At 48.7% G+C, this 17,088-nt stretch carries 17 protein-coding genes; 9 read left to right on the forward strand and 8 right to left on the reverse strand.

All coding sequences use genetic code 11. The features are described from left to right. The first annotated feature begins 1 nt into the window (after window position 1). The 4 genes from ACSHWX_RS08135 (at window position 2) to ACSHWX_RS08150 (ending at window position 3,512) form a co-directional block, all read left to right on the forward strand. Complete coding sequence (locus tag ACSHWX_RS08135; protein WP_435667707.1) at window positions 2-733, forward strand: extensin-like domain-containing protein; 732 nt, start codon at window positions 2-4, stop codon at window positions 731-733. Between the two features lie 96 nt (window positions 734-829). Further along, window positions 830-1,816 carry an iron exporter MbfA gene (gene mbfA, locus ACSHWX_RS08140; protein WP_435667708.1) on the forward strand — a complete coding sequence of 329 codons (987 nt, stop codon included), beginning with the start codon at window positions 830-832 and terminating at the stop codon, window positions 1,814-1,816. Window positions 1,817-1,828: 12 nt separating this feature from the next. Beyond that, window positions 1,829-2,695 carry an alpha/beta fold hydrolase gene (locus tag ACSHWX_RS08145; RefSeq protein ID WP_435667709.1) on the forward strand — a complete coding sequence of 289 codons (867 nt, stop codon included), beginning with the start codon at window positions 1,829-1,831 and terminating at the stop codon, window positions 2,693-2,695. Window positions 2,696-2,705: 10 nt separating this feature from the next. Beyond that, a complete protein-coding gene (locus tag ACSHWX_RS08150) occupies window positions 2,706-3,512 on the forward strand; it encodes an alpha/beta fold hydrolase (RefSeq protein WP_435667710.1) in 807 nt (268 codons plus the stop codon). On the opposite strand, the gene ACSHWX_RS08155 is transcribed toward ACSHWX_RS08150, so the two are convergent. Then, complete coding sequence (locus ACSHWX_RS08155) at window positions 3,509-4,066, reverse strand: pyridoxamine 5'-phosphate oxidase family protein (protein WP_435667711.1); 558 nt, start codon at window positions 4,064-4,066, stop codon at window positions 3,509-3,511. The two genes, ACSHWX_RS08150 and ACSHWX_RS08155, sit on opposite strands and share 4 nt — an antisense overlap. 142 nt (window positions 4,067-4,208) lie before the next feature. Here ACSHWX_RS08155 and ACSHWX_RS08160 point away from each other — a divergent pair, with 142 nt between their 5' ends. After that, on the forward strand, window positions 4,209-5,447 hold the full coding sequence (locus tag ACSHWX_RS08160) for a glycerophosphodiester phosphodiesterase family protein (RefSeq protein ID WP_435667712.1): 1,239 nt from the start codon (window positions 4,209-4,211) through the stop codon (window positions 5,445-5,447). Window positions 5,448-5,481: 34 nt separating this feature from the next. Here the strand turns inward: ACSHWX_RS08160 and ACSHWX_RS08165 are convergent, their stop codons facing one another. Next, on the reverse strand, window positions 5,482-5,895 hold the full coding sequence (locus ACSHWX_RS08165; protein ID WP_435667713.1) for a hypothetical protein: 414 nt from the start codon (window positions 5,893-5,895) through the stop codon (window positions 5,482-5,484). A 104-nt stretch (window positions 5,896-5,999) separates the two neighbouring features. Here ACSHWX_RS08165 and ACSHWX_RS08170 point away from each other — a divergent pair, with 104 nt between their 5' ends. Beyond that, window positions 6,000-6,575 carry a TetR/AcrR family transcriptional regulator gene (locus ACSHWX_RS08170; RefSeq protein WP_435667714.1) on the forward strand — a complete coding sequence of 192 codons (576 nt, stop codon included), beginning with the start codon at window positions 6,000-6,002 and terminating at the stop codon, window positions 6,573-6,575. On the opposite strand, the gene ACSHWX_RS08175 is transcribed toward ACSHWX_RS08170, so the two are convergent. Continuing rightward, entirely contained in the window at window positions 6,548-7,588 is a 1,041-nt protein-coding gene (locus ACSHWX_RS08175) for an FkbM family methyltransferase (protein ID WP_435667715.1), read from the reverse strand. The genes ACSHWX_RS08170 and ACSHWX_RS08175 overlap by 28 nt on opposite strands. A gap of 49 nt (window positions 7,589-7,637) precedes the next feature. Continuing rightward, window positions 7,638-8,147, reverse strand: coding sequence for a DUF2306 domain-containing protein (locus ACSHWX_RS08180; protein WP_435667716.1), 510 nt, complete (start codon window positions 8,145-8,147; stop codon window positions 7,638-7,640). Between the two features lie 110 nt (window positions 8,148-8,257). On the opposite strand from ACSHWX_RS08180, the gene ACSHWX_RS08185 reads away from it, so the two are divergent. Further along, window positions 8,258-9,031, forward strand: coding sequence for a LytTR family DNA-binding domain-containing protein (locus ACSHWX_RS08185; RefSeq protein ID WP_435667717.1), 774 nt, complete (start codon window positions 8,258-8,260; stop codon window positions 9,029-9,031). Between the two features lie 5 nt (window positions 9,032-9,036). On the opposite strand, the gene ACSHWX_RS08190 is transcribed toward ACSHWX_RS08185, so the two are convergent. Continuing rightward, window positions 9,037-10,050, reverse strand: a complete 1,014-nt coding sequence (locus ACSHWX_RS08190; RefSeq protein WP_435667718.1) for a rhodanese-related sulfurtransferase — start codon at window positions 10,048-10,050, stop codon at window positions 9,037-9,039. 191 nt (window positions 10,051-10,241) lie between these two features. On the opposite strand from ACSHWX_RS08190, the gene ACSHWX_RS08195 reads away from it, so the two are divergent. Continuing rightward, complete coding sequence (locus tag ACSHWX_RS08195) at window positions 10,242-11,279, forward strand: aldo/keto reductase (protein ID WP_435667719.1); 1,038 nt, start codon at window positions 10,242-10,244, stop codon at window positions 11,277-11,279. Window positions 11,280-11,304: 25 nt separating this feature from the next. Beyond that, window positions 11,305-11,784 (forward strand): N-acetyltransferase family protein, encoded by a 480-nt coding sequence (locus ACSHWX_RS08200; protein ID WP_435667720.1) that lies wholly within the window; start codon window positions 11,305-11,307, stop codon window positions 11,782-11,784. A 28-nt stretch (window positions 11,785-11,812) separates the two neighbouring features. Here ACSHWX_RS08200 and ACSHWX_RS08205 read toward each other — a convergent pair whose 3' ends face one another. From ACSHWX_RS08205 to pheT, 3 genes are all read right to left on the reverse strand, one after another. Then, window positions 11,813-13,336 carry a fumarate hydratase gene (locus tag ACSHWX_RS08205; protein WP_435667721.1) on the reverse strand — a complete coding sequence of 508 codons (1,524 nt, stop codon included), beginning with the start codon at window positions 13,334-13,336 and terminating at the stop codon, window positions 11,813-11,815. Between the two features lie 64 nt (window positions 13,337-13,400). Beyond that, a complete protein-coding gene (locus ACSHWX_RS08210; RefSeq protein WP_435667722.1) occupies window positions 13,401-14,669 on the reverse strand; it encodes an O-antigen ligase family protein in 1,269 nt (422 codons plus the stop codon). Then, a complete protein-coding gene (pheT, locus tag ACSHWX_RS08215) occupies window positions 14,662-17,088 on the reverse strand; it encodes a phenylalanine--tRNA ligase subunit beta (protein ID WP_435667723.1) in 2,427 nt (808 codons plus the stop codon). Before pheT ends, ACSHWX_RS08210 begins: the two co-directional genes overlap by 8 nt.

Here is a 17,088-nt window from a genome sequence, read left to right on the forward strand (position 1 = left end):
ATTGGACGACGCTGTGTTGCTTATTCGGAACTTATTGCTTTGTGTCATGCTATTGGGGCCCGTTGCGAGTTCAACTGCCTTAGCCCAGTCGGGTCCTGATCGCGTTCCGTTGCCCATTCCGCGCCCAGCCGTAGCCCCTGCGAAGCCGGCAACAGCTACCGTCAAAACCAAGGCCCGTATTTACCAAGTCGCTTGCCCGGTTGTTTTGTCTGGTAAGGCCGTCGGCAAAATTGGGACGCCGATTAAGGCGGGTAGATGTGGAACACAGTCCCCTTACAAGATCACCGCTGTAAAACTCAAAGATCATGTTGTTAAGTTCTCGTCTCCTGCGCTTTTCAATTGCAGCATGGCAACAGCCTTTGTCGATTGGGTCGAAAAACTAAATGAACATAGCGTTGCTCAATCAGGCGCTATCGTTAGCAAAATCGATGTCGGCACAAGCTATGCCTGTCGTCGACGTAACAATCAGAAAACCGGAAAAATCTCGGAACATGGTTTTGCCAACGCAGTCGATGTGACTGGGTTTGAGCTGGGCAACGGCGCGATTGTTGCACTTCCGCCTGCATGGAAAGCAAAAGACGGCACTCAGCAGCTCATTAAAACAAGTCATAAACTTGCCTGCGAGATTTTTACGACCGTTTTGGGCCCCGACGCCAACAGCTTACATTACGACCATCTGCACTTTGATATGGGATGTCATGGCAAAACCTGCACCTACAAAGTGTGCGACTAATTGGTTTGATTTACAACAAACTGACAAACATCATTGTTATCCCTTTTTTTCAGGATTAGATTGATCGCAACTTAGTTGATGGTTTGGGAATTTTTGATGCTTCGAAGTGTACTAGGATGGCAAAAACGGCGTTTCGACGACCTAAGCGAAGCGGAGATTTTGGCGTTAGCCATTTCTTCGGAAGAAGATGACGCACGCATTTATGGTGCTTACGCGCAAGTTCTGCGTGATGAATATCCCGCTTCCGCAGCGGTCTTTGACGGCATGGTCGACGAGGAAAACGAACACCGCCATCAATTGATCACCCTATTTGAAAAAAAGTTCGGTAAAAGCATTCCGTTGGTTCGGCGTGAGCATATACGTGGATTTTTGGACCGAAAACCATTTTGGCTGATGCAGAACTTGCCCATTGAAACCATTCGCCAGCAAGCTTGGGAAATGGAAGAAGCGGCACAAAACTTTTATCTTGAAGCCGTAAAACGCACAAAAGATTCCAACATTCGCAAGCTTCTGGGTGACTTGGCAATTGCTGAACAACACCACAAACGCGCGGCCAATGAGCTTGAAGAAGAACATCTGCACGAAGATGCTGTTGCCGAGGAAAAAGAGCAGGATCGGCGCAGGTTCTTGCTGACCTATGTTCAGCCCGGATTGGCGGGTTTGATGGACGGGTCGGTGTCGACCCTAGCGCCAATTTTTGCGGCGGCTTTTGCAACCCACAGCACTTGGCAAACATTTCTTGTTGGCCTTGCCGCCTCAATTGGCGCAGGCATTTCGATGGGCTTTACCGAAGCCGCATCTGACGACGGCAAACTCACAGGCCGCGGTTCACCGATAAAACGGGGCTTTGCAGCTGGCATTATGACAACAGTTGGCGGATTGGGTCATGCATTGCCCTATCTGATAACTGATTTTTGGACAGCAACCGGCGTGGCTATCTCCGTTGTGTTTGTTGAACTTTGGGCGATAGCTTGGATCCAGAACCGATATATGGACACGCCGTTTTGGCGGGCCGTTTTGCAAGTTGTGTTTGGCGGATCGCTTGTTTTCGCGGCTGGTATTTTAATCGGCAATGCCGGCTAGTTTGGAATAATCATGCACCCAACTGATGCAGATGCATCTGGCAGCAATGTTCTGCCAATCTTGCCTGCCAAATCTATTGTTGTAGGTCGGTTTGAGATTTCATATTGTGATATTGGACCAAAGGATGGAACGGCAATCGTTCTTTGCCATGGGCTTGCTTCCAATGGCCGACAATTTTCACATGACGCCTTGTTTTTTGTTGAGCATGGATATCGCGTAATTCTACCCGACCTGCGCGGTCACGGGCGCTCAAGCGTTCCCCTCGCAATAAAGGAAACAGAGTTTTCAATTCCTGAAATGGCAAATGATCTAATCGCTATTTTGGATGATGCTCAAATTGAGGCTGCACATTACGTGGGCAATTCGCTTGGTGGCATTTTGGCGCTTCACCTTTTGCCGACCCATGCGAACCGGTTTTTGACCTTCACCACATTTGGCACGTCTTACGCGCTCATGACCCCGGGTTTTTCGGCTGATGCCGTTCCGATGATTTATGACTTCATCGGTCCTGAATGGGTCGACAAGTTTATTGCGCGTAGCACGTCCAAGCGCCGTTCCGCCCAGGAGCTCGTTCACGACTTACTGGATGGCTACAACATTAACGTCGTTAGCTATGTCGCCAAGAATGTTGGCAATTACGATTTCATTGCAAATGCCAAGCAATTTAAAAAACCGATCATGATGTTGCGGGGTGGTCAGGATAGTTTGGTCAACGCCGCCCTGAGGACCACAATGAACGGCATGAAAAACAATGAGAATTTCGTTTGCTTTGATATACCAAAGGGCGGGCATTGCGCCAACTTGGACGCCCAAGAAGAAGTGCGGATTGCATTACTTGGATTTTTCGCTCGTCATAAAAACGCAATCGTAGACGCGTAGTAAAAAAATCATGCCTGATTTAACCCGAAAATTTGTCGAGCACGGAAACCACAAATTTGGCTATTTTGATGTAGGGGCGCCGGACGCTCCAACTTTGTTGCTTTGCCACGGGCTCGCCGCAAATGCTGAGCAGTTTGATGCGGACATTGTCTTTTTTGCTGAAAATGGTTTCAGGGTCATTGCACCTGATTTAAGAGGTCATAGCCATTCACATTTCACCAAAACCGTTGATGAGATTGATTGGTCCATTTGTGCAATGGCGCACGATATTATTGCCATCTTGGACCATGCAAAAGTGGAACAAGTCGCATTTGTGGGCAATTCTCTTGGTGGTCTATTGGGCCTTAAGCTAATGGAAGAGCACAGACATCGACTTTCATGTTTTGCTAGTTTTGGAACGACATACTCGCTTCAAACACCCAAGCTCGCCATTTGGCTATTGCCAAAAGTCTATAAATTACTCGGCAAAAAACTGGTTGCAATCATTGGCGCTAAGGGCGCGTCTAAAGCCCCGAAAACGCAGGCGAAAATTCAACAGATGTTCGCCGCATGCGATTTAGACGCTGTAACCAGCATTGCGGCTCAAATCGGCAATTATGACCTCATCGAAAATGCACTAGCCTTTGAAAAACCTATCCTTATGCTGCGGGGAGAGCATGACAGCTCGATCAACCCAAAGCTTGGCCCGACACTTAACGCCATGCAAGGTTTACCCAACTTCAAATTGGTCGAAGTGCCTGGCGGAGGTCATTTTTTAAATCTAGATGCCAGAGATAAAGTACGGAGCGAATTGCTTTCTTTTTTAAGGGCAAGCTAGCTTTTAACGCTCCAACTCTCATCTTCCCGAACCAATTTCATTGGCATCAAACCAAATGGTTCAGGCACAACATTTTGAGAAAAATCCAAAATTTCCATTTCGTTGGCAACCAACTTGATCAGCACATAATCATCGCCCTGTGGCCCCTCGGGGAAAAATAGTCGCCAATAAGGTTTCCAATAATTGGCGCGTAAGGGAAGATCGTTCACCAGTTCAGCTTGTCCTTTGACGACCAGGTTAGAATTGTCCTTCTGGTTGGAAAACACCAATGTGACATTCGGGTTGGCTAAAACCTGCTTCACCTTGCGCGACTTTGGACTGGTGCCGATCCAGAATGTAAAGTTCTGGACATCAACAATTGGCTCAATCAATCGCGCGTCTGGCGAAACGGCTTTTGGGTCATTCGAAGCCAAAACTGCATATCTGGATCGCTGAAGCTGACGCTTCGCGCTAGCCAAGGCCTGATCGCCAGTATTTTGGAAGCCTGCTCGCTTGCGCGCTTTGTACTTTTCAATCAGACCGCAGAATATGGCCCGACGCAATTTCTTGAACATATCCATTCCCCCTAAATTTACTCAATTTGCCAATGCCATAAATAGTTTGCAAAACATTCACAAAACAGAGCGCATTTTGTCATCAAAGGCCGCGAAACATCCCCCCGTTCTCATAATTTGATCAACGGGTCGGAGTTCCCAAATGAACCATACTATTTCTGCATTGATTGCGGGTGTGCTTATTGCCGCATCTGCACCTGCCGCATTTTCTGACAATCATGGAATGCACAGTGCGCAAGTTGGCGTACGTCCAATGTTCCTTGTGGACGCCATGAAACCAAGTGCTTTGAAAGACAAACTTGCTGCCTGCGAAAATGGCACATTTGCCAAAAGCACTTTTTCAATCGGCCACCGTGGCGCAGCATTGCAGTTCGCTGAGCACACAAAAGAAAGCTACGTTGCAGCTGCACGTCAAGGTGCAGGCATCATCGAATGTGATGTGGCCTTCACCGCAGACCAACAACTTGTTTGCCGTCACTCACAAAGCGACTTGCACACCACGACGGACATTTTGGCACGCCCTGAATTGGCTGCTAAATGTTCAACGCCGTTCACTCCAGCCGACCCTGCAAATGGCGTAAAGGCCAGTGCAACATGTTCAACTTCGGACATTACATTGGCTGAGTTTTTGACCCTTAACGGCAAAATGGATGGCTCCAATGTTTGGGGCACCACCGTTGAAGAATATATGGCCGGCACTTCTAACAACCGCACCGACCTTTATTCAACGCATGGCACTGTAATGACCCATGCGCAGAGCATTGAATTGATCCAGTCGCTTGGTGGCAAGTTCACCCCAGAACTTAAGACCCCTTCCGTTGATATGCCTTACGAAGGCAAGTTCAGCCAAGCTGACTATGCGCAAAAAATGATTGAAGAGTATAAGACTGCTGGCATTCCAGCATCTGATGTTTGGGCTCAATCCTTCTTGCTTGATGACGTGTTGTACTGGATCGAAAACGAACCTGAGTTTGGCAAGCAAGCCGTTTATCTTGATGGCCGTTATGACGTTGAAGGTTTTGATTTCCGCAATCCATCAACATACGGCATAAGCATGCAAGAGTTGGCTGATAAGGGCGTGAACTACATTGCACCACCAATGTGGATGCTTGTTGATCTTGAAGGCGAAAAGATCGTTCCTTCAGTTTATGCCAAAGAAGCAAAAGCGGCTGGTCTTAAATTGATCACTTGGACGCTTGAGCGTTCCGGTCCGTTGGCAAATGGCGGCGGTTGGTACTTTCAGTCCATTAAAGACGCCACCAATAATGATGGCGTAACATTTGAAGTTCTTGATGTCTTGGCACAAGAAGTTGGTGTTGAAGGCGTGTTCTCTGATTGGCCTGCAACAACAACTTACTATGCGAACTGCATGGGCCTTTAAGGCTTTCGCTCTTCATTAGACTTTGGAAACGGCCTCAAATTGGGGCCGTTTTCTTTGCCCGCATAAGGCCAATGATCGTTAAAATCGCCATGGTCAAAAAAAGCGTCCATTGCGGCATGGTCCCGATATCGCCAAAGAGCGAAATGCCTGAGCCAATGAACAAGCCTGTAATCCCAATGTTTAGTGCTGTGATGGTGAGGGACAACTCAATTGCGATCTGAGGCTTAAACGCAGCGCGCCATAAAACCACGCCACCCACGATCAACAGCAAAGTGATCTGGTTCCACATTACCTGTGCAATCCCTTTGCTCAGCTCCGGCGCATTTGACGCGTATAATGGGTCCATGATTTCAGGTGTCCCGCCGACCACATGCAGCCCGGTCGTTGCAAACGAAATCAACGCGGCAGCGATCAGCCACTTGTTAGCATTTTTGAAAAAACTATTCATCTCTTTGGCTCCTTGCCATAACATACGCAAACGTATCTAAACGATCGCGGCCGATTATTCAATACGTTAGCGTATGGTAAAATCGTCGCAGGCAGGAGTTTCCAATGGGACGCAAAGCAAAGCACACGAAAGTTGACTGGATTGTTGCTGCGTTTAAAACGCTCGGCGAAGAAGGTATCGAAGGCGTTCGCGTGGAGCGGCTCGCAAAGGATTTGGGCACCACAAAAGGTTCTTTTTATTGGCACTTCGCTGATCGCCCAGCACTACACAAACAGATGCTAGATTTTTGGGAGCAAGAGGGCACCAAAAGAATAATCATAGAACTGGATGACACCGACTTATCCCCGAACGAGCAGCTTCGCGCACTGGCCCAAACCGCTGTGCAAACTGAAATTATGAAGTTGGACACAATCGCAATAGAGGGTGCATTACGCGCTTGGGCTGGCCAAGAAGGCTGGGTCGCCGATCGCATTAGAACGGCCGAAAACGCACGGGTTGAGTATGTTGAACAGCTGCTGCTCTCCATTGGCCACAACCCAATCCAAGCCACCCTTCTCGCCAACCAGCTTTATTTAATGCTTTTAGGGTTTTATTCAATTTCCCGACACGACCCGAAAAAAATCCATCGTGACGCGTTTATTGCTTTTGCTGATCAGATAGCTGAGGACCGATCTTTATGAGTTGCTAAAACGTCAATATGAGAGGATTTTTTTGCCTCAAATACGGCCATTATTTCTTCTGCTGTTGTGGGCACTAAAGGTTCGCCAGTTTCATGAATTGGTGACAATTCGTAACCCAATTCAGCAAACCAATTGAGAAACGCAGATGGTGTTGTTTCAACTAAGTCAGAAGCCGAAAACTCAAAAATAATGTCCGGGCGATCATCGTTTATAACGGATTGCGCGCCAGACAGCGCCACAAATTCAAACCCTTCAACATCAATTTTAATAAGACGAACGGGCTTTGTTCGTTGAGCTAAAATGTAGTCAAGCGGAATTGCGGGAACCAATTTGGCATTGTGAATGTGTTCATAGTCGCTAATTCTTGAGGTTGATCCATTTCCCAATCCGGCGTGCAGAATGATTGGCTCAATTTTTTTACTCACAGCAACCTGAGCCACCTCTATGTTGTCCAGCTCATTTGCAGCTTTACTTAAGAGCAGTAGTTTCGCATTTTCTGCATTTGGCTCCACGCTTACTACGCGGCCAGTCGGCCCCACCGCAAGAGCCCCGACGAGCGAGAAATAGCCAATATTGGCACCAACGTCGACGAACAAATCTCCATCGTTGAGCGTGTTTTCAATCAAATTTGTCACGTGAGGTTCATAGCTACCCGTCAGACTGGGGCTGCCAATAACTGTGTCTTGAGGGTCTGCCCAGATATGGAACCGCCCATTGTGCCGCTTGACGATGGTTTGGTTTTCCCGCGCCTCAAGCATCTTTCGGTCACCAAACTCGCGAGAGTTGATATAAGTGCGCACAATGTCGCCAAGATTTTCGCCTGCTCTTGCAGAATGGCCCGCCCATTCTTCCGAATGGGGCGACCGACCCAAAATGAGGCGAAAACAATAAAAAATGTCCTCAATACTCGCCTGAGTGTCATGCACAATATCTGTGGGATGTATAGAATCTCCGTCGCCAAATTTGAGCGCAACATGACGCCTCGACAAAATACTCCTCAGTTTTTGTAGCATTACTATTCCTTACAAAAATACAGGTCAAAATCACCGAACCAGGATATTTTTATCTACCATTGATGGCACTAAATGTCTTTAGCCAAAAACCTTCCCATCGATAGTAAGCGCCAACGCTCAATACAATTGTTGCAACGATTGCCATAGGTATCCACTCCAAGTCTTTTGTTCCAAAAATCACAGCAAGTACGCGGTTCGGTGCAAGAGCAAATGCGAATGGAATGCATAATGCGCCCCAATACATTGAACGCATCGAGGCCCTATGGGCGTCAATCCGCCCAGCTCGCGCATGTCGCACGCCTTCAAAAAGCCCAAACAAAGTAACGGGCACGAAAATATGGATGGGGCTGAATATCCAAATCATACGTATCTGATGAATGAACGCGGCACTTATTGCAGCCCCCAACATCGTTAAGACCCAAACCTTACCAAGCGTGCGGTGCAACTTGGTGCCCTTTTTGCTCACGAGCATATAGAAGCCTAAAAAGAGACTGGTTACGGCGCACACCATGTGTATTTGCACCGCCATGGGCACTTCAAAAAATACGGGTAAATTCATCATCACATTCCCTACCGACAAAGAAAATTTTAACGTCACTTGCTTTTGGGGAATTAAGACGGCACAAATCACGTCGGCAATCTTATGTTCGTGAATGAAGGGGCTGGTACGTGATCGGTAATGCACTGCAATTGGCGCTTCGTGAAACGCGCACCATGTTCACCACGGCCAAACCGCTTACCGCGATGCTCATATTGGGGATCATGTTGGGGTTGGTTGGACCGTTTGCAACCTTTGACATTTTTCGACCACTCCCCCGCATTGCATATTGGCTGGGCATGGTGTTTTTGGGATATGCAGCAGGCTCATTTGGTGGTGGGTTCGTCGTCAATCTCATCTTACAAAAATACAAAAACCCCAATGTTTGGCTAATGATTATTTGTTCCGGTATAGGATCTGGAATTTTGGTATCTCTGGTCGTCTATGTGGTGAATTCTGCTATTTTGGGTGACTGGGAGCTCAAAGGGTTTTCAGGTATTTTGACGGCCGTTTATTGCATTTTGATATCCATATGCGTCGCGGCACTGCATGTATTGTTTGTGCGCGAACACAACCCAGAAACACCTCAACAAATTGAATTGCTTGCCCGGCTGCAAGTGCAAAACCGTGGTCCGCTGCTTTATCTTTCGATGCAAGATCACTATGTGAACGTTGTAACAGCGCGTGGCAGCGAGCTCATCCTTATGCGCATGAGCGACGCGCTTAAAGAAACCACCGGCATTAACGGCCTCAAAATTCACCGTTCCCACTGGATCGCGTTAGACGGCATAAAGAGAGTTGTGAAAAAAGGTGGCAACTACGCCGTTGAAATGCAGGACGACACCCAATTGCCGATTAGTCGCGGACAAATTCAGGCAGCTCGAGACGCTGGCATCATCACTTAAAAATGCTACCCTGTTTGGTTTGACTTTTCGTTCAAACGGCGCTGCTGTTCGCGCAAATCTTTCATTTGCTGTTTGTTTTGTTCAGCAAACTTGGCCGCTTGATCGCCAATATGTTCTTGCCCACGCTCAGCCGCTAGGCGAATTTGCTTTTCACGTTCAGCTGCGCGCGCTCGGCCTTTTTCAGTGATCGTCGCAGCGCAATGGTGACATTGCTGGCCTTCAATGTAATCAGCATGTTGCATATCTTCAGGCGTCAGCGGAAACCGGCACGCCCGGCACAGCGCCAATTCACCTTGAACAAGACCGTGGCCGACAGAAACGCGTTCGTCAAAAACAAAGCATTCACCGTTCCACATGCTGGTGTCTTTTGGCGTTTCTTCCAAATATTTCAGAATACCACCTTTAAGGTGGTAAACTTCCTCAAAGCCCTTCGCCAACATATAGGACGACGCTTTTTCACACCGAATACCACCGGTGCAAAACATCGCGACTTTCTTGTTTTTCTTGGGGTCGAGGTTCTTTTCAACAAAGTCTTTGAACTGGGTGAAGTTCTCGGTTTGTGGGTCGAGCGCACCCTTAAAGGTGCCAATTGCCACTTCGTAATCGTTGCGTGTATCGAGCACCACGGTTTCATCATCAGAAATGATGTCGTTCCAGCCCTCGGGCTCCACATAGGTGCCAACACTTTTTGTTGGGTCCGCCTCAGGCGCGCGCAAGGTTACAATTTCTTTTTTCAATTTCACCTTCATACGCATGAAAGGCATTTCTTGGGCATCGGAATACTTAACTTCGCCGCCTTTGAACCGCCCTTTAAAAAGGTTACCGCGCGCCAAATAATCCATTAGTGCATCTATATCAGCAGGTGTGCCCGCAACCGTGCCGTTAATGCCTTCCTCGGCCAATAACAGCGCACCTTTAATCCCGTGCTGATTGCAAAAGTCATAAATGGGTTCACGCAAATCTATATAATCTGGCAATGAGACAAATTTATAAAGCGCAACAACCTTGAACGCAGACATTTGAAGACCTTTGATATTTGGCAATTTATGATCGGGGTTTACCAAAACTTGCGCCCACAGCCAAGTGCAATAGAGCCGCACCCCAATTGTTGAATTTAGCGTTTGCCTTGGAGTTGCTCCAATATGATATTGGGTATCAAGTGGTACAGCTAGATTAGTTGGTCCAAAAGGTTCAAAAGTGGAGATGTGTTATGGCTTATCGCGCTGCCGATAATCGTTACGACAATATGCAATATCGCCGGTCAGGGCGCTCTGGGCTAAAGCTCCCAGCGATCAGTCTTGGCCTATGGCAAAATTTTGGTGGCACACGCGATTATCCAAGTGCATTTGAGATTTTGGGTTATGCGTTCGATCAAGGCGTCACCCATTTTGATTTGGCCAACAATTACGGCCCGCCAGCGGGTTCATCCGAAGAATTATTCGGGCAAATGATGGAACGCGATTTCGCACCCTATCGGGATGAAATGATCATCTCGTCCAAAGCGGGCTATGACATGTGGCCTGGCCCTTATGGCGAGTTTGGCTCACGTAAATATCTCATCGCAAGTTGCGACCAAAGTTTAAAACGCTGCAATGTCGAGTATTTCGACATTTTTTACTCCCACCGTTTCGATCCTGAAACACCACTTGAAGAAACAATGGGCGCCCTTGCTTCGCTCTACCATCAAGGCAAAGCGCTATATGTAGGCGTATCCTCTTACCCTCAAAAAGAAACAATAGAAGCACATCGTATTTTGGCTGAAATGGGCGTTCCCCTCACCATTCACCAACCTAGCTATTCTATTTTGAACCGCTGGATTGAAGATGACGGCACTTTGGACACACTGGGTGAACTGGGCGTTGGCTGCATTGCATTCTCGCCTTTGGCACAGGGCGTTCTGAGCGGCAAATATTCCAAGGATAAAGCAACTGGCACCCGCGCAACCGAACCCGGATCATCGCTATTTGGTCGGCATATGGAAGAAGGCGTTCTGGCTGCTGTTGATGGATTGCAAGAATTAGCAGACCAACGTGGACAAACCCTTGTTCAATTGGCCCTCGCGTGGGCGTTGCGGCGCAGTGAAATGACATCGGCACTCATTGGGGTGCGTACATTAGAACAACTCAAAGACAATCTTGGTGCGCTTAGCAATCTAGAATTGTCCGCAGAGGAGTTGAGCATCATCGATAATGCTGCAAAAGGCGGCATGATGGATTTGCATCCTCAGCCGGGCGGCTGGCTGCGTTAGGCTAAAGAGAACTCTGGGGCAACAAATGGAAATTCGTGTCGCAAAACCAGGCGAACTGACCTCACTCAGCGCGTTTTATCACAAGATATGGCACGAAACTCAGGCCCCATACCAACATCCGGACATCGCGAAATTTCGCGATGTCCGCTTCATGCAAGCGCGCATTGACGAGTTCTATCCAAATATCATTGTCGCCGTTGAGGCCGCCAACATTATTGGCCTCATCGTTGCCCATGACAGCAGAATTTCCCAACTCTTTATCGACAAAGAGTTTCGGAGACAGAAGTTGGGCGAAAAACTACTCGCTCTAGGTGAAGCAAAATTGGCCGCCGAAGGCACAATAATCGCTAGCCTGAACTGTCTCACCGGCAATGAAAATGCACGTCGATTTTATGAACGGAACGGCTGGCATGTCGAACGAGAGCTCAAGAAGACGGGCCAAACCCACAAGGGCGATGTCGCGATAAACGTCTGGGAGATGATGAAGCGGCTGGCGATTTATTAAGCGCCAACCGCTCCAATTTGATTTGCTGTTAAACGAGCTCTGGCAACTTACCGATCTTTTTGCGCCAGATCGCTGGGGCAATATTGTGTACGCTCTCGCCTGTTGAATCGACGGCGACGGTGACGGGCATGTTTTTCACGTCAAATTCGTAGATCGCTTCCATGCCCAGCTCTTCAAACGCCACAACGCGAGAGGAACGGATTGCCTTGGAAATCAAGTAAGCCGCACCACCGGTTGCCATTAAATAGGCAGCTTTGTGCTTCTTGATGGCTGCAAGTCCTTCGGTACCGCGTTCCGCTTTGCCTATCATCGCAACAAGGCCGGTTTTATCGAGCATCATCTCGGTGAACTTATCCATGCGGGTCGCTGTGGTTGGACCCGCAGGGCCAACCGCCTCTGTGCCTACCGGGTCAACCGGCCCCACATAATAAATAACGCGATCGGTGAAATCTACACCCTCAGGTAAGCCTTCACCGCTTTCATAAAGAGACTGAATGCGCTTGTGCGCGGCATCGCGACCAGTGAGGATTTTGCCGTTTAGAAGCAACCGATCACCCTGTTTCCAAGTGGCCACTTCTTCCTTGGTCAAAGAGCCTAGATCAACCGACTTTGCTTGAGACGAAGGTTTCCAACCAATGTCTGGCCATGCGCTAAGCGGTGGCGGCGTTAGATCCGCGGCACCTGTGCCATCCAGCGTGAAATGCACATGTCGGTTGGCCGCACAGTTGGGCGCAAGCCCTACTGGTTTCGAAGCGGCGTGGGTTGGCATGTCCAGCACCTTGACGTCCACAACGGTCGTTAGCCCGCCAAGTCCTTGCGCACCGATACCGAGCGCGTTGACCTTTTCGAACAGTTCAAGCCGTAATTCTTCGGCTGTTGAGTTCGGGCCACGATCCATCAACTCTTGAATATTCACCGGTGCCATCAAAGATTTTTTGGCCATATACATGGCCTTTTCTGGCGTGCCACCAATACCCAAACCCAAAACGCCCGGAGGACACCACCCAGCACCCAATGTCGGAATGGTTTTTAGCACCCACTCAACGATATCGTCAGACGGGTTGAGCATTGCCAATTTGGCTTTGTTTTCTGAACCACCACCTTTTGCCGCGACGGTTACATCAACCTTATCACCAGCCACCATTTCATAGTGAATTACTGCCGGAGCATTGTCGCCTGAATTGTTGCGTTTGCCGGCCGGGTCCATCAAAATTGAGGCACGAAGCAAGTTGTCATCAACGCCAGTATAGGCTTTGCGCACGCCTTCATTGACCATCTCTTCGATGGTAGTGTCTGTATCCCAGCGCACATCTTGGCCGATTTCCAAAAACACGACCGCGATGCCGGTGTCCTGACAAATTGGCCGATGGCCCTCAGCGCACATGCGTGAGTTTGTCAGGATTTGTGCAATCGCGTCTTTAGCGGCTGGGTTTTCCTCGCGCTCATAGGCTTTGGCCACTGCTTCCACGTAATCCAGCGGGTGATAGTAGGAGATGAACTGAAAGCCGTCAGCGATGGATTGGATAAAGTCTTCTTTTTTAATGGCTGGCATGTTGGAACCCATACGAGAAAAGGAGGTGGTTGTTATTCGCTTGTCCCACGAACATCTTAAAAATTCAACTCACCCTAAGTTGAACTGTGGGGGACTTGGCTACAGCCAAAACAAAGGCAAGACTGAATCCATAAAGGGTGGTCAGTAAATCGAAGCCAAATGTAAAATCGGTGAGACCGAACAACAAATAACTAGCTGGGATAATGATAAGTGCATATGCAGCCGTACGATTGGTGCGGAGTTCTTTGTCGAGCATCAGGTTCAAAACCGGAGCGCCAATAAGCAATATGTATATGCAAACTCCGACCAAGCCACCAGCAACTGCAAAATCTGCCAAGTCATTGTGATAGCTAAAATACTGTTTCACAGATGCAAACATTTCTGGCTTGCTATGGTTTGCAATGAGCGCATCCCAAAGCCCGAACCAGCCATATCCTGTTATCGGCGAATTGTGGAAAGCCTCCCATGCCCCGACTAACATTTCATAACGAAGCTCGGATGAGCTACCTGGAACGTTGCCAGACAAAAGCACCGAAACCGTATTTATCGACCGGCTAATAAAACCAAATGGATTAAGTGTGTAAAGAATTACAGCTCCGGCAACCGCAGCGATGACAAGTGCCCCCAACAGCTTCTTAGCTCGAGCCCACATGAGGGGTGCTGCAAAAAGAAATACAATCAAAAACAATGCAGGTAATGAGATTAGTGCACCACGTGACCCAGTAAGCATAACAATTCCGACAGCAAAAATTGGGGCGAGTAAATAAACCTTCTTTACCGCCCGCCCTTCCAAAGCCAAACCTGTAAGAGCTAATAGACCCAACAAAACAGCGACACGAGCCACCGCATTGGATCCAGCAGCGATTGCGACAGTTCGTCCAATGCCTAGCTCAAAACGTTGTGCAAATGCAAAAATCAGCCCGAGCGAACATCCTATCAAACAAAACTTTGCGATCTGAGAAAATGTAAGCGGCGACGGTAACAAACGTAAGAATTGATACAGCAGAATTGGTAAAACCAACCCTAAGAAACTGACCAGAAATGAAAGGTCGGCGATCTTATTCGCACTGATAGCCGAGACGACGGCTAGCAATACAAAACTTAGCAGCAACATCGTTAGCGTTGGCTGCCAAACAAAATTTCCAACACCTTTCAATCTGGTAAGGCCGTATAGTCCCCCGATGAGTGCCAACAGCAATGCAAGAATGATGGAAATCGAGCCAAACATTGTTGGCAACATAAATGTCGTGGCCAACAAGCCTACCAATAGAACTCGGTCAACAATATTATTGTGTTTTCGGTTGCCACCTTTTTCCAACATCAAATCAGGCACGCAAGCTTGCGCCGGTTGCTTTTTCAACCGCTGCGATAATTTTTTGGCTCACCGCCTCAATTTCTTCGTCGGTTAACGTTTTTTGTCGAGGCTGCATCAATACTTCGACCGCCACAGACTTTTTACCCTCGCCGACATGTTCGCCTTCAAACACATCAAAGATTGATGAGGATTGGATCAACTTCTTGTCTGCAGAATTGGCCGCTTTGACAAACTTGTTGGCTTCGACATCCTTGTCCGCAACAAAGGCGAAATCACGACGAACTGGCTGGAGGTCAGAAATATCTAACGCCCCTTTTGCCTTGCTGGCTTTTTTGCGCGGCGCAGGTATAGCATCCAGATTAAGTTCAAAGGCAACAACGGGACCTGAAAGATCAAGTTCGTTGACCAAAGCTGGATGCAATTCACCGAACCATCCAAGGATCATTTTGGGGCCCAATTGCAGACGGCCAGCGCGGCCGGGGTGAGCCCAGTCAGCTGACTCTGCGACCACTTGGATGTTTTTGACATCCATACCCAACGCGTCAAGCGCGGCTAGTGCGTCAGCTTTGGCGTCAAACACATCAACCTTGTTTGCTTTGCCTTGCCAGTCTCGCCCGACCTGGGCAAATTTGGCAGTGCCGGCACGAACACCTGTCGCATAATTGAGCTGACCGTCAATTTTGTCGCTCTTAAATACTTGCCCAATCTCGAATAACGCTACGTCGCTAAATCCACGATTTGCGTTGCGACCGACCGCTGCCAAAAGACCCGGCAATAGAGATGGCCGCATGTCAGTCAGGTCGGAAACAATTGGGTTTTCCAGCTTCAGTTCTTCACTGCCGCCACCAAACAGGTTGGCTTCCTTTTCAGAAATGAATGACCACGTTACCGCTTCGTGGAAGCCCCGGGCAGCGAGTGTTCTGCGCGCAATGCGACGACGGTTTTGGATGGTCGTCAGCATTTTAGGTGCAACACCCGATAGACGTGGAAGCGGGTCAACCGGCACTTTGTCGACGCCAACAATACGCATCACTTCTTCCACCAAATCGGCTTTGCCTTCAATGTCAGGTCGGAAAGACGGCACGTTGACTTTCACCACGTCGCCACTGCCTGCAACCCAAAATCCGAGACGGGACAGGATAGCTTTTGCTTCGGCAAACGGCACTTTAAGGCCTGTGAGACGGGTGATTTCCGCCAAAGGAAAATCGATAATTTTCTCTGGTGCCTCTACGTGCCCGGTGACAATAGTGTCATGAACTTCGCCACCGCAAATTTCCAAAATCATTTTGGTTGCAAGCTCCATGCCCGGCAACACAAACTCTGGATCAGCATGACGTTCCAAACGATAACGCGCATCAGAAACGATGCCTGTTTTGCGACCAGCCTGAGCGATCAAAAGTGGTTCCCACCACGCACATTCCATGAATATGTTGGTCGTTTCAGCAGAACAGCCACTTTCCATGCCCCCCATAATGCCGCCGACACACAATGGTCCATTGTCGTCAGCAAGTACGCACATGGTTCCATCCAGCGCATAGGTCTTGCCGTCTAGTGCAACAAGCTCTTCACCAGGTTTTGCGTTTCGCGCATGGAACTGACCGTTGATTTTGTCCGCATCATAGGCGTGTAGCGGACGTCCTCGATCATAAGAAATATAGTTGGTGATATCCGCCAACGCGTTAATCGGGCGCAAGCCAATCGCGATCAATCGCTTTTGCAACCATTCCGGCGAAGGCCCATTTTTCACGCCCTTGAACAAACGACCCGCAAACATTTTACATGCTTGGGGTTCGCCTTTGTCGAAGCGAAATTCAACGGAAATGTCGCCGGGCCCATCCAGGGTTGACGCAACTGCTTTCACCGCGCCGTCTTTAAGTTCACCAATGCCAACAGCAGCCAGATCACGCGCGATGCCGTAAATGCTGGTTGCATCACCCCTGTTTGGGGTGATCGCAATATCCACAACGACATCATCAATGCCTGCATAATCGACATATTTGGTGCCAACCGGTGCGTCTTCGGGCAGATCGATAACGCCGTCATGCTCGTTTGAAATCAGCAATTCGCGTTCCGAACACAACATGCCGTTGCTTTCTTCACCACGGATATTGCCTTTTGATAGGGTAAAGTCGGTGCCCGGAATGTAGGTGCCAACTGAGGCAAAGACGCCCTTCAAGCCGGTGCGCGCATTTGGTGCGCCACACACAACCTTAACTGGCTCGCCTGAGCCCGTATTGACCATGCAGACGCGCAATTTGTCGGCGTTGGGGTGTTTTTCTGCCGAGATAACTTCGCAGACCGTAAAGTCTTTGAGCACTTTTGCTTGGTCCTCAACCTCTTCGACCTCAAGGCCGATCATAGTGAGGGTTTCAATGATTTGATCGTTGGACGCATTGGTATCCAGGTGATCTTTGAGCCAATCAATTGTGAATTTCAT

Origin of the sequence: Maritalea sp. (assembly GCF_051251695.1) — a bacterium.
GTDB lineage: Bacteria > Pseudomonadota > Alphaproteobacteria > Rhizobiales > Devosiaceae > Maritalea.